Here is a 24935-nt window from a genome sequence, read left to right as displayed (position 1 = left end):
GGTTCGGGGTGAAAATCGAACAGATCGGGTGTTATTCTGAAATATCCGCAGTGGAACAACTGGCTGGCGCGTTCACGGGGTTGCAGCGCGCAATGGCCCCACCGGGGAAGGATACGGTGAAATTGTGCCACGGTGCCGGCTCGAAAGACGGGTAATCCGTGCTGATGATCTGCGCACCGGACTGGAACGCCACATCCCGGCGGGTCGTGTCGTTCTGTCGGGCCTCCACCGTATTGGCATCGGAACGGGTCCTGACCAGATAACCCTTTTCCACCAGGTCCTGAATCTGTTGCAGGGCGGTCGCGTTATCGACTTCCGCACTGCCGTTGCCGGCCTGCCCCACAAAGCCTTCATTGGCTTCCGTATAGGCCGCGTCGGGGTCTCCGGGCCGTCCGTTGGTGAACACGACGCGGCCGCGCAGGGCAGGGTGGCCGACCAGGTAGCGGGCCGTGTCATGCGGGCGGTCAAACGTGAACACCACCTTGCCACGGCCATATGCCAAGGTCGGCCAGCCGCGTGTACGGATGGCTTCGTTCAGGGTCTTGTAGGGGCCGCGTACATCGTCAGGGGTCAAAATGCGCTCACGCCCGAACACGGACAGCAGTTCCGCATCCAGCCTGTCATAGGTCGCGGGGGTGAACTGCTCCGGCTTGGTGAACGCACCGTTCTTGAGCGGAACATCCTGCTTGGTTTCGATATCTATATAAAGCGGCAGGTGGTTGGGGTGGGCATCCGACCATGTCTTGATAATGGCCAGGCAGTTGCGCAACGGTTCACAACTGGAGCGCTGGTCGATGTCGACAATATGCATGACCTTGAAATCCGTGCCCTGCGTATCTGTCACGTCGCTCTGGTCTTTATCGGGGGTCAGCCCCGCCTTTTTCTGCCATTCCGCGCCACGGGGGTTGGCGTAATGCCTGCCGGTGCTGTCGGCGTAAATATCGATTTCAAGCTGGCGCATGCCGCCATCGAGCTGGGCAGGAAGGGGGCCGTGCCTGTAATCCAGTGCCTGGGCCATCTGGGGAGACTGGCTTTCAAGCCAGGCCAGCGTGCTCGGGGCAATGCTGCGACGGTAACTGTTATGCGTGCCGATCACCTGGATCTGGTTCATTTTGACCGGCTCATCGGCTGCAAAACCTGTATGGGGTGCGCAGAGTGCAAGCACCATACCCAAGGCAGGCAGGGCACAGAAAACTGTTTTCATGACGGTATCCGACTGGACGGTGGAAAAAGAAGCCAAGCACGCAATGCGGGGAAAGAGATAAAAATAAATTGCCAAAAATGGAATAAATGAATGGCATTTTCATATTTTTGTCACGGACGCCCGACCGAATGCCCGCGCCCTGATTGAGACATCAAACGTTAATATATAAAGGCTTTACAAAAAGCCCGACCTAAAGCAATAAACGGCTCTTGCCCTGTTTATTACATGGTGGCGTTTTCCGAATAGAGTATAGGGTTGCGTTAAATTTATATTACGCAAACGGAATCCTCTTTTTATTTATAACGTTCTTGTGTAGCTCCATCCCCATCTTGCCGTGCCTGCCAGCGGGACCGTGTCTGTTCGCAACAGTGCTGTCAGGTGCAGGTGAACGCCACATATGGGTTGGAAAGTTTATCTGATGAAGAACACGGTTTTTAAACTTTTTTTATGCTGTGGCATCGCTCTGCCTTATGGTGCATGGGCCCAGACAGGCGGCGAAATCCCGGCGGAGCAGGCCGCACAGAACAAGAAGAGTGCGAAAAAAACCAAAGTCCTCCATGCCAGCAAGGCCGATACAAAAGCGCTCGAAAGCCGGCATGCGGACCATTCCGGGCTTGAATCCGTTGTCGTGACTGCGCAGCGCCGGTCTGAAAACAGCCAGAACGTACCGATCTCCATTCAGCATATCGATGGCAAGACACTTGCCAATGCCGGCTATACGGCCCTGACGGACCTGCAATACCTGGCACCCGGCGTGCAGTATGACCCCACGCAGGGTGCTGCCTTCCAGATCCGTGGCGTGGGGAGCGAGTCCTTCGACTTCTCGAACGCCAAATCTGTCAGTGTGGTGGTCGATGACGTTGTGATGGACGCCCAGCGCGCCAACGGCATGATCGGCATGATGGATATCAACAATGTTGATATCATGATGGGCCCGCAGGGCACGTTGTTTGGCATGAACTCCACCTCCGGTGTAATTTCTGTCACGACCGGCAAGCCGGAGTTGAACAAGCTGACCGCGCGCGGCAGTGCCAGCTATGGCGAACATAACGAGCGCATTCTCAATGCCACAGTCAACGTGCCGCTTGGAGACAAGGCGGCGTTCCGTCTTTCCGCGTTCGATAACGCGCAGGACGGGTTTGGCCGCAATGTCATATTGAACAAGCTGGTCGGTTCCACCAACGAATACGGTGTGCGCGGCAAGTTTTACGTCGAACCGACAGATAACCTGGATATCACCTTGCAGGGGGATTACGCCCATCACTGGGACAGCAGTGTCCGCACCCCGGTGGGCGGCCAGACCGCAGCCGTTACGTCCGAACTGAATTCGCTGGGCATTTACCCCAACGCAAAAAATGCCGACACGGCAGACCCGATGTACGGCAGCATTGTTTCGCAGGAATATGGCGCGGCTTTGAAAATTCATGCCAAACTGGGTGAGAACGACCTGAACTTTATCAGCGCGTGGCGCGGTTCGACCTATGACAACAACACGCCGGTCGATCTGGTGCCGCTGGATGTCTATGCCTATTATCCCTACAATTACGGTCAGTTGAGCACGCAGAAGTTCAGCGACGAAATCCGCTTTTCTTCCCCCAAGGGGAAGTTCGTCGAATGGCTGGCCGGTGGCTTCTTCAACCGGCTGGATGCCCGCCAGACCCAGTATCAGTGGGGCACTGCGGGTGCGCCGCTTTATGTCGACGGCCAGCCGGCCCAGACCCTTTACAATAACGAAGGGGCGACCGGGCAGAGCGGCAATACATCCCTTTTCCAGTCACGCAATGAATCCCTGGCGGCTTTCGGGCAGTTGAAGTTCAATATTTCGCGCCATTTCGATATAGCGATCAGTGGCCGTTACACACATGACAAGAACTCGCAGGGGCTGAGCTTCATCAATTCGAACGTCCAGGCCATTACGGGGTACAATCCCACCCTGATCCCCACGCATGATGCGCCTGTCTATTCCTGGGGCCAGGTCAGCGGGCAGAATTTCTCCGGCCGTATTTCGCCGGAATATCATTTCAACCCCAATGTCATGGCCTATTTCACGTTCTCGACCGGCTACAAGCCTGCCGGTATCGCCTTTGTGGGCAACGTCTACGACCCGTACCACAAAGAGACCGTGAAGTCTTACGAAGTGGGCATGAAGTCGGAGTGGATGCACCATAAACTGCGTGTGAACATGGACGTATTCCGCGAAGATTTCACGAACTTCCAGGCCACGGTGCTGACACCCGTGCCGGCGGGGAACGGCACCACTATCCTGACCAGCGCTATCGGGAATGCCGGCGGGCTGGTGAGCCAGGGCGTGGAAGGCAATGTCGCATACAAGCCCATTCCCGATCTGACCCTTTCTGGTTCGGTATCTTTCACAGACGCACATTTTACGGATTACCAGCCCAAGCCCACGGTCAGCTATACCAATACCCGCCTGACCAATGCGCCCGTGTGGTCTGCCAATGCGTTTATCGACTATCACCACGACCTGACGCCGAAGCTGGGCATGCAGGCCCATCTCGATTACGCCTATCGTGGCACGGTATGGACTGTCACGGGCCAGCCCGAATATTCGAAAGTACCCGCTTACAGCCTGGTAAACCTGCGTGTCAGTCTTTTGCCCCTGAACAAGCGGCTCCAGGTCGGGTTGTATGTGCGGAACATGTTCAACCAGTATTTTTCGACCGGGTACCAGCTTTACGGGACCGCCGGCTACCTGCATTACACATCGCCCGATGCACGCCGCACGATCGGCGGTTTTATAAACTTCAGCTATTAAGAGAGTATTTCAAAAGCCCCCTGCGAAGTCGTTCGTAAATTGATAAAAGTTTTTGGTGAAAATTTTTTCAAAAAAATTCAAAGAACGTCGCCTTTTTTAAAAAAGGCGACACCCAGAAACCTTTATCTCTTTTATCAGGGGGTTGTTTTGAACCGGGCCCTGCCGGGCCCGCTACGACATCGGGGGCGGGGCGGTGTCGGCCGAGGGCAGGGGAATGAACTCGTCATGGTCTGCATCGGGCAGTTTCATGCGCCCGGCCTGCCAGTCCGCCGCCGCTTCGGCCAGCCGCTCTTTCGATGAACTGACGAAGTTCCAGAACAGAAAGCGCTCCCCCACCGGCTCACCCCCCAGCACCATGGCGGTGGTGGGTTCCAGCGCCAAAAAGCACGACACATCAGGCCCCAGCACCAGCATGCGCCCAGCCGTGTACTGTTCCCCTTCGATCTCGATCGCGCCCTGGGCGATATAGAGCGCGCGTTCGCGGTGGTTCGTGGGAATTTCCGCCCGGGCCCCCGCATCCAGTTCCAGATGGACGTAAAACAGCGGCGAATGGATGCGGGCTGCCGCTGTCAGCCCGTAGGCCGCGCCGGCAATGACCTGCCCGCGCACGCCGCCTGCATCCCACTGGGGCAGATTCTCCCCTTCATGGTGCGAGAAAGAGGGGGCGGTTTCCTCATCCCCCTGTGGCAGGGCGACCCAGGCCTGGATACCGTGCAGGTGATCGCCCATGGCGCGCGCTTTTTCGAAGCGTTCACTATGCGTAATGCCCCGACCCGCCGTCATCCAGTTGACTTCCTGCGGGCGGATCGCCTGCTGGCTGCCCAGGCTGTCGCGGTGCATGACCTCGCCGCTGAAAAGATAGGTCACGGTAGACAGGCCGATATGCGGGTGGGGGCGCACATCCACGCTGCGATCCACGCCGGCCGCCAGGTCGAGCGGGCCCATATGGTCGAAGAAAATGAACGGCCCCACCATGCGCCGCCGCGCGAAAGGCAGCACGCGCCCCACTTCCAGCCCCCCGCCCAGGCTGCGGCGGCGCTGTTCGATCATCATCTCGATCATGTGCTGTTCCTTATCCAGTATCGGGCACCCGCTCCGTAATGGCGCCGGTGGCAGTTTCGTGTAACGCCCTGGCCCCGCGTGCATTTCAAAATTCTAGCCACGAAAGATCGGGCCGCCCTACAAAAGTTTTTGGGGTGTCGCTTTTTTTAAAAGGTGACGGTTTCTGAAGCTTTTTGAAAAAAGCTTCACCAAAAACTTTTATCTTTATTTATCAACATGTTGTTTTGATGTGGATCGAAGGCAGGCGTGAAGCGGGGATGAAGATTGTCTTATCGCCCCGTGCATCCTATTTTGGCTGGGCGCAGCATCGCGGCATTGGGCAGGGAGAGTGGAGAGTTTGGATCAAGCCGCGACCTCGTTCCCCCCGCCCCCACCCGTGCCCGAGAATGCGGAGGTGCTCAATAGCTTTGGCCTGGCATTGCTGCGCGTGGGTCATGCCGGGCAGGCTGTTATCGCCTTCCGCAAGGCATTGGCCCTGCGGCCCGATTTCCGGCCAGCCCATGTGAACCTGGCCAGCGCGCTGGAAAAAACGGGCGATCGCGCGGGGTCTTTGGCGCAGTTTCGGGCCATACTCGCACTCGACAGGCATCTGGAAGCCATGACCCGCCATAGTGCCACGCTGGAGCGTGATGCCGGGGATGTCGAAGCACTCAACGCGCTTGGCAAGGCCCTTTACGCCATCGGCCAGCGGGAGGAAGCCCTGGCCCGCTTCCGTGCCGCTGTGGCCACCGCGCCCGATTATATCCCGGCGGGGCTGAATCTGGGCATCGTGCTGGGTGAGATGGACCGTGTGGACGAAGCCGTGGCGAGCTTTCGCGCAGTGCTCGCGCGTGATCCGGCCAGTCATGCCGCCCATATCAAAATTGGCGAATTGTTGCGCGATCAGGGCCATTACCCCCAGGCCCTCGCCCATCTGCAACAGGCCCGCACCCTGCGGCCGGATGACGCCGCCACCCATGCCGCCCTGGCCCGGCTCCTGCGCGAGACAGGGGAGATCGAGGCCGCACGGCAGGCGTTTCGCAGGGCGATCGCCCTTGCCCCGGACCGGCTGGATTCCTATGCGGGGCTGATCCGCATCAGCAGGCTTGCTGCCGACGATCCGGCCTTGCTGGCCCTGCGCGCCCTGGCGGAAAAGGCCGACTCCCTGACCGAACCCGAACAGATCGACCTGCATTTCGCCCTGGGCAAGGCCCTGGCCGATATCGGGGAGAACGAAGAAGGGTTCAGGCATCTTCTCAAAGGCAATGCCCTGCGGCGCAGGAGCATCGACTATGACGAGAACCGGATGTTCAAGACCATGGAGCGTGTGCGCGACCTGTTTTCCGCCCAGGCAATCGAAAACATAGCGCGCAGCGGCCATTCTTCCGAATGTCCGGTGTTTATCGTCGGCATGCCGCGTTCGGGCTCCACTCTGGTCGAACAGATCCTGTCCAGCCACCCCGATGTTTACGGGGCGGGAGAAATCGCAGACCTGTCGCATGCTTTTCGCGACGGGGCGGCGCGTTTCCCGGCATGGAAAACACTGGCCCCCCTGGCCTGTCTGAGCGAGGAGGAACGCCGTCATGTGGCGGAGGATTATCTCCAGCGCCTGAACGCCCGCGTGATCGGCTGGCAGGGGGACAATGCGCCCAGCCGTATTACCAACAAGACGTTGGAGAATTATTTTTTCATCGGGCTGATCCACCAGTTATGGCCCCGGGCCCGGATCATCCACACCTTCCGCGACCCGGTCGAGACGTGTTTGTCGTGTTTTTCCATTCCGTTCGACGACCTGGACTTCACCTTCGACCTGGGGGAACTGGGCCGCCGCTATCGCCATTACCAGAAGATGATGGCACATTGGCGCGTCGTCCTGCCCGAAGGTACCATGCTGGAAGTGCGTTACGAGGATGTGGTGGAGGATCTGGAGGCCAGTGCGCGGCGGATCATCGCCTATTGCGGCCTGCCCTGGAACGATGCCTGCCTGCATTTCGACAAATCGAGGCGCCCGGTCAGAACATCCAGCCTGGAACAGGTCCGGCGGCCGATCTATCGGAGTTCCATCCGGCGCTGGCGGCCCGACCCGCAGACCCTGCGCCCCCTGCTGGACGGGCTGGGGACGGAAGCTCAACAGGACTAAAAGTTTTTGGTGAAGCTTTTTTCAAAAAAGCTTCACGCAACGTCACCTTTTTGTAAAAAGGTGACATCCAAAAACTTTCATATCCTTGCAGAGCTTTTAAATCGCCTCTTAAAAATCGGCCTGGATGGAGCCGAAATACTGGCGCGGCGCGCCCAGCACGACCGACTGGTAATCCCCCTGCATGGGAAAACCGTTCTGGCCCATTGTGGCGATATAGCGCTGGTTGGTAATGTTGTAGACATTGAACACCAGCGACGCATTCTGGATAATGCCGCGTGCTTTCCCACGGTTCAGCAACGGGGTCAGGTCGTACCGGGCACCGACATTGGTCAGCCAGTAGGACGGTACTTTCTCATCCCCCGTATAGCTCAGGTTGCGCTGGCCGATGAACTGCGTATCCGCATGCACTTCGGCATCGCGCCACCTGTAGGAAAGCTGGCCCTTGTACATCAGGCGCGGATAAGCCACAACCTGCTGCCCCTTCACGCCATAGGTGACAATGCCCGCGGTGGTGGTGGATGTCACATTGTCCGAATAGGTTGCGTGGTCGTAGCTGATGCTGCTGGCCAGTTGCAGGCCCTTGACCGGGCGCAGGACAAACCCCGCATCCACCCCGTTCATGGTGACCCCGCCCACATTGCGAATGGCCGTATAGGGGTTGTTGGGGCTGCCGGTGGAGATCTGCTGCAAACGGTTCGAAAAATCCGTGTGGTAGGCATACACGTTCCCGCTGATAAGGCGTGACGTGTAGCGGTAGCCCACGGCATAGTTCCAGTCCGTCTCCGATGTCAGGCTGGCGGCGGAGGATTCATAGGCCGCCTGCGTGGTGGCGAAGGGCGAAGCCCCCCCGTTATACCCCGCCACCGGCAGCACCTTGACGTTGTTGGCAACGTCGAAATAGATCTGGTGCCCGGGCAGGAAGCTCCATTGCCCGCTGATATGCGGCAGGAACGGCTTGACCGTATTGATGCCATCCCCCCCGGCAATGGCATCTGTTCTTGTGTAGGTCTCCCAGTTTGCCAGGGCACCCACGCGCGTGTTGTTCAGCACGGAGCGAAAGCCGAAATGCAGGGCCACACTAGGCAGCGGGTGATACGTGTCCTGGATATAGGCCACGAAGGTATTGGTGTTGAAAACCTGCTTGTACTCGGTCTGGTAGGGGGAATTCAGGTTCATGCCGTCCACGGGGCTTGCGGCCCCCGACAGGACATCGGACAGCAGGGGTTCTTCATAAGCCCTTTTGTCGGCAATGAATTTCGTGTTTTCGTACCACACGCCGCCGTTGATCTCGTTATTGGCGATCGTGTAGGTCAGGGATGACAGCAGCCCGAAGCGCCGTGTGCTGGGCATGGTCGCCTGTTCCACGAACGGCGCGCCGTTGGGCGATGCGATCAGCGGGCTGGTGACGGTCCCTACTTCCCACGAGCGATGGCCGTAGAATGTCGTGCTCCAGCGCAGGCGGCTGGTCAGCGCCAGGTCGGCGTTCACCCCGCCAAAATACTGCCGCTGGTTGCCGGCCCCATCGTAGAAGGACGCGGTGTACGGGCTTGCCAGCTTCTGGTAGGCGGCGGGTACCGCACCCCCCGGCAACCCCTTGGACGCCAGGGCCAGGCGGTAGGCGGTTTCGTACCCGTTGCGCGTTCCGGCCAGGTTATCGATATGGTAGCCCCCATGGTAGAACATATCCATGTTGTAGTCCTGGTAGTTCTGCATGGATTCGTCGGCGTAGTTGAAGAAGGCGGTCAGCTTGCTCTGCTCCCCAATGGGGTGCAGCAGCTTGGCGTTGACCTGCTGCATGAACTGGTCCTGCCCGCCACGCCATTTATCGGTATCGTTGCGCATATACGACACGTAAAAGCGCGTGCCCTGCCTGTTCAGGTCGCCGCTATCGGCGCGCACGAAGGTGTGGAACAGGGAATTGCTGCCAAAGGTCTGCCGCACGGTCCCGCCCGCCTTGTGCGACGGATCGCGCGAGACGAACTGCACCGTCCCGCCCAGGTTGGAGGTGCTGGCCGCCCCTTCCGACCCGGCGGAGGCCGAAACCTCCATACGGGCGATGTTTTCCGATGAAATGGCCGCCGAGGGGCTGAGACCGTTGGAATTGCTCCAGAACTGGTTGCCCAGCGGCATGCCGTCCAGCGTCATGCCGATCTGGGTCTGGTCGAACCCGTGCATGAGAAAGGACTGCCCCCACAGGTTCAGCCCCTGCGGGTCGGCCGAATTGTACATGACCCCGGGCAGGGATGTCAGGGCCTTGAGCGCGTTGGTGCCGGGCGCGTAATTGGCGATGGTGGCGGCGGTGACGGGGGTCACCACCCAGTTGGCCTGCCGCTGCCCCTGTACGCCCACGTTTTCGACGGATGTAGCTGCAACTGCCCTGTTTGTACCGTTCCGTACCGTGGCCGGCCGATCCTGCGGCGGGGCTATTGTCCCCTGCGTGGGCGTTGTTTGCAGGGCGGTATTCTGGGCAGTGCGGATCTGTGTCGTCTGGGTGCGGGTCGTGGTAACCCGGCCCTTGGGCAAGGTCGCCTTGTGGGCGGGGCGCTGGGGTTGCTCCGCGACAGCCTGCGCATGCGCCACCCGATGATCCGCCCAGAGCACGGCGGATGATACGGCAAGGGCTGTCGTAGTGGCGTATTGCCACGATTTTCTCGATCTCACTTCGGGCTCCTGCGCGATAAAATAACTCTTAAGTGTCGTGTTTATGTTCGGAAATTCACAAAACCACGACAAATTCGAGTGATGCTAATCATCCCTTAAAGAACGAGTCAACGTGATATTTATCGCGCGGCACGAAATTATACCACTTGTCAGTGTTGGATAAATATGCCGAAATACGAATCGAAAGCGTTGTTCCTGTTCGTGGGACCGCTCCCAAGGCTGCCGCCGAAACATGCGCGGTGCGGGAGGGGGTTTGCAGACCGGGCAGGACGGGCGGAAAAACCGCGCGCAGCCAGGAGACTTGTCGTGTTGAAACAAAATCGGTCGATTGAACAGGAACGCAGCGCTGTCCTTTGGGGGGATGCACCGCACAGGGGTTATGAAACAGCCATCAACGGCTACGCCCCCTTGCTGGACCGTATCCGCAAGGACTCGCTCAAGGCCGAGGTGGAGCGCGTTCTGCCGTTCGAGGCGTTGCGTGCGTTAAAGGAAAACGGCTTTACGGCGTTCCGTGTGCCAACGCGCTTTGGCGGGCTTGGCCGCTCCGTGTCCGAACTGTTTTCCGCCGTGATCGACCTGGCTACGGCAGATTCCAACGTCGCCCAGGCCCTGCGGGCGCATTTCGGCTTTACCGAACATCTTTTATACGAAAAACCCTCGCCCTATACGGAACGCTGGTTCGAACGCCTGGGCAAGGGGGACACGGCCGGGGCGGCAGCGGCCGAAAAAGGGGCCGAGCGCGAACGCTTCGCCACCACCCTGTCTTACAAGGACGGGCGCTGGGTCATTAACGGCACCAAGTATTTCACCACCGGTTCGCTCTATGCCGACTGGCTGACCGTTACCGGTTCGACCGAAGACGGGCAGACCGTCAAATGCCTGGCAGCCCGCACCGATCCGGGGCTGGAGATTGTTGACGACTGGGATGGTGTCGGCCAGCGGCTGACGGCCTCGGGCACGGCGCATTTCAAGGATGTTGCGGTGCAGGACGACCTGCTGCGTTACGGCAATACGGAATTCCCGTATTCGCAGGCCTTCTTCCAGCTTTACCATCTGGCCACGGTGGCCGGTATCACGCAGGCGGCGGCGCTTGACGTGGCCCATGCGGTCAAGACCCGCAAGCGCGGCTTCAGCCACGCCAATCACGACCTGCCCGCCCATGATCCGCAGATTCTTGAAATCGTCGGCCATGTGGCATCCGCCGCCCATGCCGCGCGCTCCATCGTCCGCCATGCGGCCGATGCGCTGCAAACGGCGGTGGAAAGCCGCGAAAGCGAACGTGGTCCGCATACGCTCAAGGCCGAGCTGGAAATATGGCAGGCGCAGGAAATCATTTTCCCGCTCACGCTCAACGCCACATCCCTTCTGTTCGACAGCCTGGGCGGGACGGCAACCGTGCGGACAGCGGGGCTGGACCGGTACTGGCGCAATATCCGCACCATCGGCTGCCATAATCCGCGCGTGTACCGCACCCGCGTGGTGGGCGATTATATCGTCAACGGCGCGCTGCCACCCGGCCAGTGGCGTGTCGGCACAGTCTGAAAACACCGCGTCGTTTCAAGATAGTCAGAGAGCAGGTCATGTCCTATACCGCCCGCAACACCGCCCCCATTATCCTGAATGCGTTTACCATGGCGACGGTATCGCACCTGAACTACGGGCTGTGGCGCCACCCACGGGACCGTACGCACCGCTACACCAGTGTGGAATACTGGGTGGAACTGGCGCAGTCGCTGGACCGTGCGGGGTTTGACTGCCTGTTCATAGCCGACGCGCTGGGGCTGATCGATGTGTATGGCGGCAGCCCGGAGGCTTCGCTGCGGCACGGCATCCAGTCCCCGCTGATCGACCCGCTGCTGCTGGTTTCGGCCATGGCGGCGGCGACAAGGCACCTGGGTTTTGGCATTACCCTTTCCACCACCTATGAACATCCGTACCTGGCGGCGCGCAAGTTCAGTACGCTCGACCACCTGACAAAAGGGCGGATCGGCTGGAATGTCGTGACATCGCAGCAGGACAGTGCCGCCCGCAATCTGGGCCTGGGTCGCCAGGTGCCCCATGACAAGCGCTACGACGTGGCGGACGAGTTCCTGCAGGTCACCTACAAGCTGTGGCAGGCCTCGTGGGAGGACGACGCCGTGGTGCGGAACACCGATCTGGCAGGCAGCGTGTATACGCAACCAGAAAAAGTCCATTCCATCAGGCATGAAGGGCGGTATTTCACCGTGCCGGACGGGCATGTGGTCCAGCCCAGCCCCCAGCGCGTGCCGGTGGTGTTGCAGGCGGGCACATCCGCGCGCGGGTCGGAATTCGCCGCCCGCCATGCCGAGGTCGTGTTCGTGGTGGGGGCCGGGGCCAGCGGCGTGCGCGAGAACGTGCGCGGCATTCGCGCCCAGGCCGCGCGCTTCGGGCGTAACCCCGACAATATCAAGTTCATTACCGCCGTTGCGGTCGTCGTGGCCGAAACGGATGAAGACGCTGCAAAAAAGTTCGAGGACTATTACGGGTATTACGACCCGGTGGGCTCCATCATCCATTATTCGTCCATGACGGGGGTGGATTTTGCCAGCACCGAACGTGATGATGTCGTGCGCTACCAGCCGACGGAAGCCAGCCAGTCCGTCCTGCGCCAGTTCGACCCCGCTGTCAGCGGGCGGCAATGGACACTGGAACAGGCCGCCAATCCGGAACGCAATTTCGGCCGGGCGCGCACCTTCATCGGGTCCGCGCAGACCGTGGCCGACGCGCTGGAACGCTGGCTTGACGAGACGGAAACAGACGGCATCAACCTGATCCAGCTCGTCAATCCCGAAAGTTTTGAGGATTTCGGCCGTCTGGTCATTCCCGAACTGAAAAAGCGCGGCCGCATTCGCCAGCAGGTGGAAGGGGCGACCCTGCGGGAAAAACTGTTCCCCGCCAATGGCAGCGCCCGCCCCCCGGCGGATCATCCGGCGGCGCGGTATGCGTTCGCCCAGCCCGTTCCCGCGTAACGCAAGGAGCCGCCACCCATGTCCGGCATCATGGTTGTTCCCCATAAGACCCCGCGTGATTTCGCCTTCCAGTATGTCGGATTGCTGCTGTTCATGATCGGTGACGGGGTGGAGGTGGGGTACCTGTCACCGTTCCTGGTCACATGCGGGCTGAGCGAACATGCCGTTGCCCTGGTCTTTACCCTTTACGGCGTGGCGGCGGCAATTTCGGCCTGGGCGGCGGGGCTTTTATGCGACGGGCTGGGGTGCCGCAAGGTGGTGATCGGCGGCATTGTCCTGTGGACCATCCCGCAGGTCCTGTTCCTGTCGCTGGCGGTGCCGTACCATTCGGCCTGGGGAATTCTGCTGACCTACAGTATCCGCGGCTTTGGCTACCCCATGCTGGCCTATGGCATTCTAACGCTTGTCGTCAAGGAAGTGCGTTACGAACAACGTGGCCTGGCATCGGGAATATTCTGGTTCTGCTTCACCTGCGGGCTGCCCACACTGGGCACGGTTGTCGCCTCCTTCGCACAACCCGCGTTTGGCGATTACCGGACGTTCTGGCTGGCACTCGTCATTGTCGTGGCGGGGGGCAGCCTGGCCCTTGTCTCGCTCCGTGACGAACAGACCGTGGTGCTGGAAAAGGACAGGCCGGAACGGCTGGGGCCTGCCACGTTCCTGCGCGTCAGCCGGGCCAATCCGTCTTTGGTGCTTGTCTGCATCGTCCGGGCCATCAATTCCGCGGCCACACACGGCATTCTGGTGTTCATGCCCTTTTACTTCGTTCACACGCTGGGCCTGTCCAATGATTTCTGGATCTGCTTTCTCGAAACCATATTTGCCAGCAATATCGTTTTCAATGTCGTGTTCGGTGCCATCAGCGACCGCCTGTCCTGGCGCGGCACCATCCTGTGGGCCGGGGGCGTGGGCAGCAGCGTGATCTGCGTCATGCTGTACTGGGTGCCCGCTTTGTACGGCCACAGCCATCCGTGGAGCGTTTACGCAACAGCTATCCTGTTCGGCCTGACGCTGGCCGGATACGTGCCGCTGTCCGCCCTTGCCCCGTCCCTGCTGCCAGAGCGCAAGGGCCTTGCCATGTCGTTCCTCAACTTCGGGGCGGGGTGCAGCGTGTGGCTTGGCCCGCTGGTGGTCTACGCGTTCGAGCCTTTATTCGGTGTCGGTGGCGTTCTGTATATTTACGCCTTCCTGTTCTTCTTCAGCGGCATTCTGGTCTCCCTGATCAAAATTCCCGAACAGGAAAGCGCTGTTTTTACAAGGCAGGACCCCGCCCCCCATTTCTCACTTGTCCAGTCGTAAAGTTTCGCGCGCCCCATCGCGCGCATGAAGGAGAGCCGAGCATGTCCGAAACCCAACAACTGACCCGCCTTGGTGTGGAAAAAGTCGGCTCCCGGCTGGGTGCCGTCATTCACGGCATCGACGCCCGGCAGGAGCTGAGCGAAGAGGAAAAGACTTTCCTGAATACCGAGCTTGTGAAAAACAAGGTCATTTTCCTTAAAAGACAGTTCCTGGACGACGAACAGCACGAACGCTTTGCCCGCGTGTTCGGCAAGCCCATCCTGCACCCCACGATCGCCGCGCCGGAGGGCACGAATTACACGTTCGAGCTTAAATCCCGCTACGGCCGTTCGACCGATTCATGGCATACGGATGTGACTTTCGTGCCGGATTACCCCAAGGCTTCGATCCTGCGGGCGTTGCATATTCCGCCCTATGGCGGGGGCACCATTTGGGCCAACACGGCCACCGCCTATGACGCGCTGCCGCAACCGCTGAAAAACCTGGCCGATACGGCCTGGGCCATTCATTCCAACGACTACGATACGAATTATTACAAGTTTGACGCAAAACAATCCGAAATCGCGGATTTCAGGGCCGAATTCATTTCCCGCATTTACGAGACCAAGCACCCCGTGGTGCGGGTGCATCCGCAAACGGGGGAGCGGAACCTGCTGCTGGGGCATTTCGTCGTGGGGCTGGATGGTTTTTCTACGCGGGAATCCAACGCGCTGGTCGAAATTTTCCAGAATTATATTACCGAGGTGGAAAATACCCTGACCTGGCGCTGGGAAGAAGGCGATGTCGCGATCTGGGACAACCGCGCCACCCAGCATTACGCCCCGGCAGATTTCGACCACCACCCCCGCCAGCTTCGGCGCATTACCGTGCAGGGCGATATTCCGCTCAGCGTGGATGGGCGTGCGAGCTATTACCTGCGTCGGCCGTAAATCGGGCGGGGCGGTTGCCCTTTGGAAACCCGATTGCTGTCGGAACAGGTGACGGTGCCGGCTTCAGGCGCTGCCCGCGCCGGGCGATCACGTTTTTGCGATTTTTAGACTTATGCAGGAATTGGGCGTTTACGCCCAGTAACCGGGCATGAGTTGCTCCGCGCGGAGTAGTGCTGCGGTTCAGGCCCCCAACCCTGATACGGCGAGGCACCATGGCAGACCGCAAAACACCCTCCCCCGCGCATAGGAACAGCCTGCATGACCATGCACCCGGGGCGGGCAAAACCCCCACGACCGACACGCTGGGCACGGGGGGTGAATTGCACCAGTCGGTGCAAGGCGGGCACGACCATGCCGATGGCGTGGCGCATCTGACCGATAATTTCGGCCATCGCATTGCCGATAACGAAAACTCGCTCAAGGCCGGGGCGCGCGGGCCCACGCTTCTGGAAGATTTCATTCTTCGCGAAAAAATCTTCCATTTCGATCATGAGCGCATTCCCGAACGTATCGTGCATGCGCGCGGTTCGGGCGCGCATGGGGTGTTCGAATGCACCAAGCCCATCCCGCATCTGACCCAGGCCTCCTTGTTCCAGAAAATGGGGAATACCTGCCCGGTCTTTGTGCGGCTTTCCACGGTGGTGGGGGGTGCCGGTTCGGTCGATACCCCGCGTGACGTGCGCGGCTTTGCGGTCAAATTCTATACAGAGACAGGCAACTGGGACCTGGTGGGCAACAATATCCCGGTATTTTTCATCCAGGATGCCATCAAGTTCCCCGATCTCGTGCACAGCGTGAAGATGGAGGCCGACAGGGGCTACCCGCAGGCGGCTTCGGCCCATGATACGTTCTGGGACTTCGTGGGGCTTATGCCCGAATCCCTGCATACCGTCATATGGGCCATGTCCGATCGGGGTATTCCGCGTTCGCTGCGCATGATCGAAGGCTTTGGCGTGCACACCTTCCGTTTCGTCAATGCGCAGGGACGCAGCCATTTCGTGAAATTTCACTGGAAGCCCGTGCTGGGCCTGCAATCCCTGATCTGGGATGAAGCGGTCAAGATCGCCGGGGCCGATAACGATTTCCACCGGCGCGATCTTTTCGAAAGCATAGACCAGGGCCATTACCCGGCATGGGATTTTGGCGTGCAGGTGTTCGACGAGGACTGGGCCGCCCGCCAGCCTTACGACGTGCTGGATGCGACAAAGCTGATCCCGGAGGAAGAAATCCCGGTGGAAATTATCGGCCGCATGACGCTGAACCGGAACGTGGACAATTTCTTTGCCGAAACCGAACAGGTCGCCTTCATGCCTTCGAACGTGATTCCGGGCATCGATTTCACCAACGACCCGCTGTTGCAGGGGCGGCTGTTCTCCTACCTCGATACGCAGAAATCCCGTCTGGGGACCACCAATTTTCACCAGATCCCGGTCAATGCGCCCAAATGCCCGTTCCATAATTTCCAGCGCGACGGCATGATGCAGACCCTGGTGCCCACCGGCCGGGCCAATTACGAACCCAACAGCCTGGCCGAAGCGGGCGAAAGCGGTGGCCCGCGTGCGTGCCCCACCACCGGCTTTACCACCTTCGCACCCAATACCGAACGCAATGACCCGTCAGAAAAACTGCGTGTACGGCCGGAAAGCTTTGCTGATCATTACAGCCAGCCCAGATTGTTCTACCGGTCGCAGACCCGCAACGAACGCGCGCATATCGCTTCGGCCTTCGTGTTCGAACTTTCCAAGGTGCAGCTTGAACATGTCCGCAAGCGGGTGCTGTCGCAACTGCGCAACGTGGATGAAACACTGGCCCAGCGCGTGGCGGCAGGGCTGGCCATGGACCTGCCCGAAAAGGCAAAACCCGCGAAGGAACCGGTAGACCTGCCGGTATCGGACAAGCTGTCCATCCAGAAACAGGCGCTGGACACCATGGCGGGCCGCAAGCTGGGCATTCTGGTGGCGGAAGGGTCTGACCTGACACAGGTCAACCGGTTGCGCGACATCGTTCTGCACGCCGGGGGCACGCCGTTTCTGGTGGCGCCCCGGGTGGGCGGGATTACCCTGAAGGGGGGCGATATCAAGGCGGATGGACAGCTTGCGGGTTCGCCCTCGGTGCTGTTCGACGCCGTGGCCTCGGTCCTGACACCGGATATGGCGGAAAAGCTCACCCATGACAGTGCGGCGGTGGAATGGTTCATGACCGCCTATGCCCATTGCAAGACCATAGCCCACTGCAAGGGCACGCAGATCCTGCTGGACAAGGCAGGGGTGGAAAAGGATGCGGGCGTGGTGCCGCTGGACGCCTTCGCCGCCACGGGCATGATCCGCCATTGGGAACGCGAACCCAAGCTGCGTGACCTGGCGTAAGCAGGCCGTGGCGATTGCCAAAAGTTTTTGGCGAAGCTTTTTTAAAAAAGCTTCCGCAACGTCGCCTTTTTTGAAAAAAGGCGACGCCCAGAAACTTTTATCTTTTCAATGAATGACTTATGGGGGCGGCCTTCTAGCTGCCCTTGAACCGACCCGCAAAGGCGATATCGGCCAAGGCCACGCGATCGGACGGGGCTTCGCGCTCGCGCAGGGTTTCGGGCAGGGCTGTGGCATCACCCTGGCGGCCAATGATAATGGCGGCGTGCAGGGCGTAGTCTTCGGGCAGTTCCAGCCCGGCCTGGGCAATTTCCTTGTCGAACCCGCTGACCGGATGGGTGGCCCAGCCATGCTGGTTGGCCTGCAACTGGATCAGCAGGGATGCGGCGCCGGCGTCGAACGCGTGGGTGGGGGCGGGTACGGGTTCCCCCGTCTTGCTGGACAACGTGACCGTGCGCGAGGCCACGAAAACCAGCGCCGATGCCGTTTCCGCCCAGGACTGGTTGAACGGGATCAGCCAGGACAGGAACCGGTGCCAGTCGGGCGTGCCATGCAGCGCGTAAAGAAAGCGCCAGGGCTGGGCGTTATAGGCCGAAGGGGCCCACCGCCCGGCTTCGAGAATGGACAGCAGGTCCTGCTCCGTCATGGGGGCGGCCTGGAAGCTGCGGGGCGACCACCGGTCCTGGATAAAGGGGGCGATGGGGTAGGTTGTCTTGCGGTCGGGGGCGTGGGGCATGGCATGGCCTTTCTGGTGGCGCTGGGGAATGGGCGGGAGTGATGCACCATTCCTGAACGTGTTTTGTCGTATCAAAGAAAACGTGGCGTGATTTTAAGGCGAAAATACGCGCCAAAGTAAACCCCCCGCATGCGTCAGGAGAGCGGATCGAAAGCCAGCCGCCGAAAGACGGAGAAAAATTTTTCAAAAGTTTTTGGTGAAGCTTTTTTCAAAAAGCTTCAAAGACCGGTACCTTTTCGAAAAAAAGCGATACCCGGTGCGGGTTCAGATATCCAGCGGGCGGTTGTCCACCACCTCCTTCATGACGAAAAATGTCCGGGTCTGGCGCACGCCGGGCAGGGCGATCAGGCGGGCGGCATGCAGGCGGTTGAAATCCGCCATGTCCCTGACCCGGATTTTGACGAAATAATCGAAATCCCCCGCCACAAGGTAGCAGTCCAGCACGGCGGGCATGTCCTGTGCGGCCCGTTCGAAGGCCGCGAAACTGTCGGGGGTGGAACGGTCCAGCACCACGCCCACAATGGCCAGCGTGGCCAGGTCCAGCTTTGCGGGGTCAAGCTGGGCGCGGATGTCGCGCACATGGCCCCCAGCAAGCAGGCGCTGCACACGGCGGTGGCAGGTGGCGGGGCTGATATGGGCTTTGTCGGCCAGTTCGGCATTGGGGGTGCGCCCGTCCTTTTGCAACAGGCGCAGAAGCTGGCGGTCGATGCGGTCCAGGTCGTCGGCCATGAAAGAAGCTTTCGTTTTATGGATTTATTTTGCGCGATTATGGAGCGGAAATAATAAATAATGGAACAGTCATAGATTATAAACCCAGTGAATGAAAGCACATTTCATTTCGGTTATGGTAGGTTTGGCGGTCTTTACATTATGGGATCGCATCATGCTCAACCTGGCCCGTTTTGAACGCTACCCCCTGACCTTCGGCCCGACACCCATCGAATTCCTGCCCCGCCTGACCGAGCATCTGGGCGGGGATGTGGAAATTTACGCCAAGCGCGAGGATTGCAATTCCGGCCTGGCGATGGGTGGCAACAAGCTGCGCAAGCTCGAATACATCGTGCCCGACGCCATTGCTTCTGGCGCGGACACGCTGGTCTCCATCGGCGGGGTGCAGTCCAACCACACCCGGCTGGTGGCTGCCGTTGCCGCCAAGATCGGCATGAAATGCCACGTGATCCAGGAAAGCTGGGTGCCCCATGACGATGCAGTGTATGACCGCGTGGGCAATATTCTCATGACCCGGCTGATGGGGGCGCATTCCCAACTGGTGGATGAAGGTTTCGATGTCGGCATTCGCGATAGCTGGCTGAACGCGCTCAAGGAGATCGAGGCCAAGGGCGGCAAGCCCTACCCCATTCCGGCCGGGGCGTCGGTGCATAAATATGGCGGGCTGGGCTATGTCGGCTTTGCGGAGGAAGTGCGCGCCCAGGAAGCCGAACTGGGCTTCAAGTTCGATTATGTGGTGGTCTGCACGGTGACCGGCTCCACCCATGCGGGCATGATCGTGGGCTTTGCCGATGACGGGCGCGCCCGCCAGGTGATCGGGATCGACGGTTCCTTCACGCCCCGGCAGGTGCGCGCTCAGGTGCTCGACATCGCGCAGAAAACCTCGGCCCTGGTCGATGGGCCCGAAATCGCGGGGGAAGATGTCATCCTGATGGAAGACTACGCGTACCCCGCCTACGGCGTGCCTTCGCGCGAGACGGTGGAGGCCATGCGTATCGCAGCCCGGACCGAAGCCATGATTACCGACCCGGTGTATGAGGGCAAATCCATCCAGGGCCTGATCGACCTGGTGAAAAAAGGCTTTTTCCCCAAGAAATCCAAGGTGCTGTACGCCCATCTGGGCGGTGTGCCAGCCATTAACGGCTACAGCTACACCTTCCGCAACGGCTGACCGGAACACAGGGGCGTGCCCCGTGCGGGGCGGCCAGCGCAGCCCCGTGCCCGCGCTGTGCCCTGCCAGCGGCTGTCTAGGCGGCCAGGTACTGGAACAGGCTTGCCCCGGCCAGGGCCAGCAGGGCTATGGCGGTCTCGATTACCGACCAGGTCAGCAGGGTCTGGCCCATGCTCAGCCCCAGATATTCCTTGATCTGCCAGAAGCCGGGGTCCGTCACCGGGCCGAACGCGACCGACCCGGCCCCGGTGGCCAGCACCATGGCCTCGGGCGAGACCACGCCAGCTTGCTGGGCCATGGGGGCCAGCAGGGCGGCGGCCGTGCTCATGGCCACGGTGGCCGACCCGGTGGCCAGGCGCACCAGCGCCGCCAGCCCCCACGCCATCAGCAGGATGGGCATGTGCCAGTGCCGGGCCAGCCCCGTCAGCACGTCGGACACGCCCGCATCGATCAGCGCGCGGCCGAACCCGCCGCCCGCGCCAATCAGCAGGACCAGGAAGGCAATGGGGGCCAGGCAGTCATGCAGATGGGCCGACATGGCCTTGCTGTTCAACCCGCGCGCATGCCCCAGGGCAACGCAGGCGAAGCCCACCGACAGCGCCAGCGCGATATCGGTCGAGCCCAGCAATTCGCCAACCCGGTGGCCCATGCCTGTGGGGAAAAGGCCGCCCAGCACCAGCCCGGCCAGAATAAGCAGCACGGGCATCAGCACCGCGAGCAGCGCCAGCCATACGGGGGGTTCGGCACGCGCCACCTGTGTGTCGAGCACCTGTGCCTCCAGCGAGCTGACACCGTGCACCTTCATGCGCCCGGCCACGAACCGCGCGAAGACAGGCCCGGTCAGGATGGCGGTGGGCACGGCAATGATGCCGCCAAGCAGGAGCACCAGCCCCACGCGGGCGTGGTAGGCCTGCACTGCCACCATGATCGCGGGGTGCGGGGGCAGGAGCGCATGCACCACCGACAGGCCCGAGGCAAGGGGCAGGGCGGCCAGCAGAATGGGCTGGCGCGCCGCCCGCGCGGCCACGAAGGCAAGGGGGGCCAGCAGGACAAAGCCCACATCGAAAAAAATCGGCAGCCCCACCACCAGCCCGATCAGCATCATGGCCCAGTGGATGTTGCGCGGCCCGAAAAGCCGGATCAGCGTGCGGGCAATGGCCTGGGCGGCGCCACTTTCGGTGATCATGCGGCCCAGCATGGTGCCGAAGGCGATAATGAAGGCGATATGCCCCAGCGTATGGCCGGCCCCTGCTTCGAACGAGGATACGGCCTGCGTGGGGGCATGCCCGACCGCCAGCCCCACCGCGATCGCCACGCCGAACAGTGTCAGTGTCGGTTCGAACCGGAAGCGCGCGATCAGCAGAATGACAGCGACAATGGCCGCGGCCCCGACGGCCAGAATGAAAAGCGGTGTCATGCAGCGGGCCCCATCCTTCTCACCCCCGTCATGCGGGGCGGGCGTTCTTGCTGGCGGTGGGGTGCCAGGCCTGCCGCGAAGGCGGGCAGGGTTGTGTCATGCCCCCGGCTTCCGGCAGGCAGGCTCAAGGCTGGGCCCGGCGGCCCTGGTTTCGTGCCCAGGGGTGACAGGGGCCGGCATGCCGGGGTCCAAGGGGCTGAGATTTCGCCCTTCTTTGCCATGCCTGCCTGCCCATGCCAATAGAGCATGCCAGCCATTTGATTCCCCGTTGAACAGGCCGGGGACAATCCCCGCCCGTGCGGCCTGCCCGATGGCGGGCACTTTGGCGGTGTTCGAGGCCATGTCGTGCTTGAACAACCGGGGCGGAGGCTTTTAGTCTGGCAACGCCCTGTCTGGCAGCGTAACAGGCCGCCCAGGCGGCCCGGATCGGAGGTTCCCCATGGCGCATGCGCCCTCACGCTTCCCCGCTGGGGCGGTTCCTGCCAGCCCCGTTGCGCGCAGGGTGCTGGTTGCCGCCTGTGTGGGCAATTTTCTCGAATTCTACAATTTCATGGCCTTCGCCTTTTTCGCGCCCATGATCGGGCAGGCGTTTTTTCCCTCCGGCAATCATCTGGCCAGCCTTCTGCATTCGCTCATGACCTTTGCCGTGGGGTTTTTCCTGCGCCCGTTCGGGGCCCTGGTGGTCGGGTGGTACGGGCGCAGATACGGCCAGCGCGCGGCCCTTATGCTGACCTTCAGCCTGATGGGTGCGGGATCGCTGCTGCTGGCCCTGGCGCCCACCACCGCCACGATCGGCCTGCTGGCCCCGGTGCTGATTATCGTCGCGCGCATGATGCAGGGCTTTTCCGACGGGGGTGAGGTCGGTCCCGCCACGGCGCTGATCGTCGAAGCCGCACCCCAGGGGCTGGGCGGGGTGTTCGCGGCCATGCAGTCCATGACACAGCTTCTGGGCTCGCTCGCCGGTGTGGTGGTGGGGCTTGTACTCTCGCTCACCCTCTCGCAAGACGCACTTTACGCCTGGGGGTGGCGGGTGCCGTTCGTGCTCGGGCTGGTCATCGTGCCGCTGGGGCTGGCCCTGCGCGCCAGTGTGGCGGCCAGTGGTGCGGCCAGTGGTGCTGCCGCTGGCACCGTCGCCGCCACTGTAGCCGACAGTGCCGCAACCCGCATCGCCGGCACAGGTACTGGCGTGGGCACCACGGGTGCTCCCGCCCGGCCCCGCCTGGACAGTGCGGAGCGGGGTGTGCTGCGCCGGGTGGTGCCGCTGGTTTTCCTGTGCATCACCAGTGGCACCATCATCACCTATGTGGAACATTTCGGGGTCAGCTACGCGGTGGCGGTGCTGCATCTGTCTCCCTCCATCGGCATGGCGGGCATGGCGGCGGGGCTGGTCACCGGGGCCGTGGCGCTGGGGGTGGGCATGGCCACCCTGGCCCGCAAGCCCGACCCCCGGCCCTATGTGCTGGCGGTGGGCCTTGTCATGGCCATGGCCAGCGTGCCGCTGTACCGCCTGGCCATCCAGGCGCCGGGGCTGGGCAGCATGCTGTTGCTGAACGTGACCCTGTTCGGGCTGACGGGGCTGGGCAATGCGTGTATCTGGCGCACGCAGGTGGAAGCCCTGCCCGCGCGCAGCCGCTCTTTCGTGTTCGGCATCGTGTATGCCCTGGCGGTGTCGAGCTTTGGCGGGCTGACCCAGCCTTTCGTAACCTGGCTTGTCGCCGTGACCGCCAACCCCATGATGCCGGGCTACCTGATGGTGGCCGCGGTTTTCCTGGGGCTGGGGGCCTATATGCTGCTGTATCGCACAATCCACCACCCGGCACCGACGGGGGATGGAACGCCCGCCCGCTGCAAGGCCGGGCAGGACGAAACACCCCCCATGGGCGAGGTCACATCCGGCCTTTGAGCGGGCCCGTGAGCGGGTCTTGCCCGGCCCATGCCCGGCCCCGCAGGCCCGCGGGTCAGGACGTGGCGGCCCGGGGCAGCGCCTTGGGGTTGAAGCGCCGTTCCACCGCCCAGTACAGCGGGGCCGTCACGCACAGGCTGACCACCCAGGCCAGGTCTATGCCGTGCATCATGCGCGCGATCGGCCCGGTATAGAAATCGGTCGCGAAAAAGGGCACCTGCACGGCAATGCCCAGCACGTAGCAGGCCAGGGCGGGCTTGTTGAACAGGCCGTACCGTCCGCCGGTGGGCGAGAAGAAGGACGCCACATCGTATTCGCCATGGTGCAGCAGGTAGTAGTCGGTCAGGTTGATGGCGGTCCACGGGATCATGACCGCCATCAACGCCTGCAGGAACGTGTCATATGCGGCCATGAAGCTCTGGCTCATGGCCACCGCCATGACAAAGGTCAGCCCGCACAGCCCCAGCGTTACGGCAATGCGCGCACCCAGCCGGTGCTGGCGCGTGGGGCGGAAGGTTTGCAGGACGGTCAGGGTGGACAGCGCACCGCAATAGATATTCATGGCCGTGGCCACGGTAATGCCCAGTGACAGGGCGGCCAGCACCGGCACGGCCCACACGCCCAGCAGGGCGGCGAATGTCGCCACCACATTATGCCCGCCCGCCAGCAGGCCGACCAGCGCGCCAATGCCCATGGGCAGCACCGACCCGCCCACGCATCCCCAGAACGAGGCATGGAACGCCGCCCGTTCCCCCACCCGCCCGGGCGGCAGGTAGCGCGAATAATCGGACACGTAGGGGGCATAGGCGATCTGCCACAAAGCGGCGGCGGATGCGGTTGCCAGCAGGCCGCGCAGGGTGGCGGGGCGCGCGGGGGCGGACAGGATCGCCTGGCATTGCGTGACACCGATATAAAGCAGGGACGCCACCACCACCACGCCGCACAGAAAGGTCATGGCGCGGGCGGCGGCGTGGATCATGCGGTAGCCCAGCAGGGCGGGTATGGCGGTCAGCACCCCCATGGCCACCACGCAGCCCATCCTGCCCGCGCCCGGAAAGATCTGTTGCAGCCCTTCCCCGCCCAGCACGAAGTTGGATGCGGCAAAGCCCACATACATCAGCACCACCAGCGCCGTAACCGGCACCGCCCCCCACAGGCCGAACTGCCCGCGTGTCTGGATCATCTGCGGCACGCCAAGCCTTGGCCCCTGTGCCGCGTGCAGCGCCATGAACACCCCGCCCACCAGATTGCCCGCCACAAGGGCCCCAAGGGCCGCGCCAATGGGCTGGGCGAACAGGGTCGTGGCCAGTGCGCCGGTCACGACGGTCAGCATCATCATGTTCGACCCGAACCAGACGGTGAACAGGTCGCGCGGGCGGCCATGCCTGTTTTCCAATGCGATGGGGTAGATGGTCTCGGTTTCGATACGGCTCAGGCTATCGGACATGAACGGGCCGGGCTCCATCGGGGGCTGTGCGGGCATATGGGGCTGCTGGCCCCTGCATGGCGTGTATTCTCACGTTTTGCCTGTGCCGGGGCCAGATGGCGAGGGAATTCGTTACGATGTTTTTTCCGA

At 61.6% G+C, this 24935-nt stretch carries 16 protein-coding genes; 9 read left to right on the top strand and 7 right to left on the bottom strand.

Features of this window, described 5'->3' with window-relative positions; genetic code table 11:
- Positions 1 to 31: 31 nt before the first annotated feature.
- Positions 32 to 1204: a phosphatidylinositol-specific phospholipase C1-like protein gene (locus J2D77_RS16085; protein ID WP_207847489.1), complete on the bottom strand. Its 1173-nt coding sequence runs from the start codon at positions 1202 to 1204 to the stop codon at positions 32 to 34.
- Between the two features lie 418 nt (positions 1205 to 1622).
- On the opposite strand from J2D77_RS16085, the gene J2D77_RS16080 reads away from it, so the two are divergent.
- Complete coding sequence (locus J2D77_RS16080; RefSeq protein ID WP_230975892.1) at positions 1623 to 3980, top strand: TonB-dependent receptor; 2358 nt, start codon at positions 1623 to 1625, stop codon at positions 3978 to 3980.
- Between the two features lie 171 nt (positions 3981 to 4151).
- On the opposite strand, the gene J2D77_RS16075 is transcribed toward J2D77_RS16080, so the two are convergent.
- Positions 4152 to 5042, bottom strand: a complete 891-nt coding sequence (locus tag J2D77_RS16075; protein WP_207847488.1) for a pirin family protein — start codon at positions 5040 to 5042, stop codon at positions 4152 to 4154.
- A gap of 337 nt (positions 5043 to 5379) precedes the next feature.
- Between J2D77_RS16075 and J2D77_RS16070 the strand changes: the two genes are divergently transcribed.
- Positions 5380 to 7161, top strand: coding sequence for a tetratricopeptide repeat-containing sulfotransferase family protein (locus J2D77_RS16070; RefSeq protein ID WP_207847487.1), 1782 nt, complete (start codon positions 5380 to 5382; stop codon positions 7159 to 7161).
- 108 nt (positions 7162 to 7269) lie between these two features.
- On the opposite strand, the gene J2D77_RS16065 is transcribed toward J2D77_RS16070, so the two are convergent.
- Positions 7270 to 9822, bottom strand: a complete 2553-nt coding sequence (locus J2D77_RS16065) for a TonB-dependent receptor (protein ID WP_331000090.1) — start codon at positions 9820 to 9822, stop codon at positions 7270 to 7272.
- Between the two features lie 306 nt (positions 9823 to 10128).
- On the opposite strand from J2D77_RS16065, the gene J2D77_RS16060 reads away from it, so the two are divergent.
- From J2D77_RS16060 to J2D77_RS16040, 5 genes are all read left to right on the top strand, one after another.
- Positions 10129 to 11364: an acyl-CoA dehydrogenase family protein gene (locus tag J2D77_RS16060; protein WP_207847486.1), complete on the top strand. Its 1236-nt coding sequence runs from the start codon at positions 10129 to 10131 to the stop codon at positions 11362 to 11364.
- 38 nt (positions 11365 to 11402) lie between these two features.
- Positions 11403 to 12812 (top strand): LLM class flavin-dependent oxidoreductase, encoded by a 1410-nt coding sequence (locus tag J2D77_RS16055; protein ID WP_207847485.1) that lies wholly within the window; start codon positions 11403 to 11405, stop codon positions 12810 to 12812.
- A gap of 18 nt (positions 12813 to 12830) precedes the next feature.
- Positions 12831 to 14111: an RbtT/DalT/CsbX family MFS transporter gene (locus J2D77_RS16050; RefSeq protein ID WP_207847484.1), complete on the top strand. Its 1281-nt coding sequence runs from the start codon at positions 12831 to 12833 to the stop codon at positions 14109 to 14111.
- Positions 14112 to 14152: 41 nt separating this feature from the next.
- Positions 14153 to 15040 (top strand): TauD/TfdA dioxygenase family protein, encoded by an 888-nt coding sequence (locus J2D77_RS16045; RefSeq protein WP_207847483.1) that lies wholly within the window; start codon positions 14153 to 14155, stop codon positions 15038 to 15040.
- Positions 15041 to 15252: 212 nt separating this feature from the next.
- A complete protein-coding gene (locus tag J2D77_RS16040) occupies positions 15253 to 17406 on the top strand; it encodes a catalase (RefSeq protein ID WP_207847481.1) in 2154 nt (717 codons plus the stop codon).
- A 133-nt stretch (positions 17407 to 17539) separates the two neighbouring features.
- Here J2D77_RS16040 and J2D77_RS16035 read toward each other — a convergent pair whose 3' ends face one another.
- Together J2D77_RS16035 and J2D77_RS16030 are read right to left on the bottom strand one after the other, a co-directional pair.
- Positions 17540 to 18139: a nitroreductase family protein gene (locus J2D77_RS16035; protein WP_207847479.1), complete on the bottom strand. Its 600-nt coding sequence runs from the start codon at positions 18137 to 18139 to the stop codon at positions 17540 to 17542.
- 264 nt (positions 18140 to 18403) lie between these two features.
- Positions 18404 to 18868, bottom strand: a complete 465-nt coding sequence (locus tag J2D77_RS16030; protein WP_207847478.1) for an Lrp/AsnC family transcriptional regulator — start codon at positions 18866 to 18868, stop codon at positions 18404 to 18406.
- Positions 18869 to 19022: 154 nt separating this feature from the next.
- Between J2D77_RS16030 and J2D77_RS16025 the strand changes: the two genes are divergently transcribed.
- Positions 19023 to 20039, top strand: coding sequence for a 1-aminocyclopropane-1-carboxylate deaminase (locus J2D77_RS16025; protein ID WP_207847476.1), 1017 nt, complete (start codon positions 19023 to 19025; stop codon positions 20037 to 20039).
- A 76-nt stretch (positions 20040 to 20115) separates the two neighbouring features.
- On the opposite strand, the gene J2D77_RS16020 is transcribed toward J2D77_RS16025, so the two are convergent.
- A complete protein-coding gene (locus J2D77_RS16020) occupies positions 20116 to 21456 on the bottom strand; it encodes a GntT/GntP/DsdX family permease (protein WP_207847474.1) in 1341 nt (446 codons plus the stop codon).
- A gap of 439 nt (positions 21457 to 21895) precedes the next feature.
- On the opposite strand from J2D77_RS16020, the gene J2D77_RS16015 reads away from it, so the two are divergent.
- Positions 21896 to 23359 (top strand): MFS transporter, encoded by a 1464-nt coding sequence (locus tag J2D77_RS16015; RefSeq protein WP_207847472.1) that lies wholly within the window; start codon positions 21896 to 21898, stop codon positions 23357 to 23359.
- Between the two features lie 55 nt (positions 23360 to 23414).
- Here the strand turns inward: J2D77_RS16015 and J2D77_RS16010 are convergent, their stop codons facing one another.
- Positions 23415 to 24806 (bottom strand): purine-cytosine permease family protein, encoded by a 1392-nt coding sequence (locus J2D77_RS16010; RefSeq protein ID WP_207847470.1) that lies wholly within the window; start codon positions 24804 to 24806, stop codon positions 23415 to 23417.
- Positions 24807 to 24935 lie beyond the last annotated feature (129 nt).

Source organism: Acetobacter garciniae (assembly GCF_017377735.1).
Classification (GTDB): Bacteria; Pseudomonadota; Alphaproteobacteria; order Acetobacterales; family Acetobacteraceae; genus Acetobacter; species Acetobacter garciniae.
Note: the sequence above shows the minus strand (reverse complement) of the source record. Positions and strands in the feature narration are given on the sequence as shown.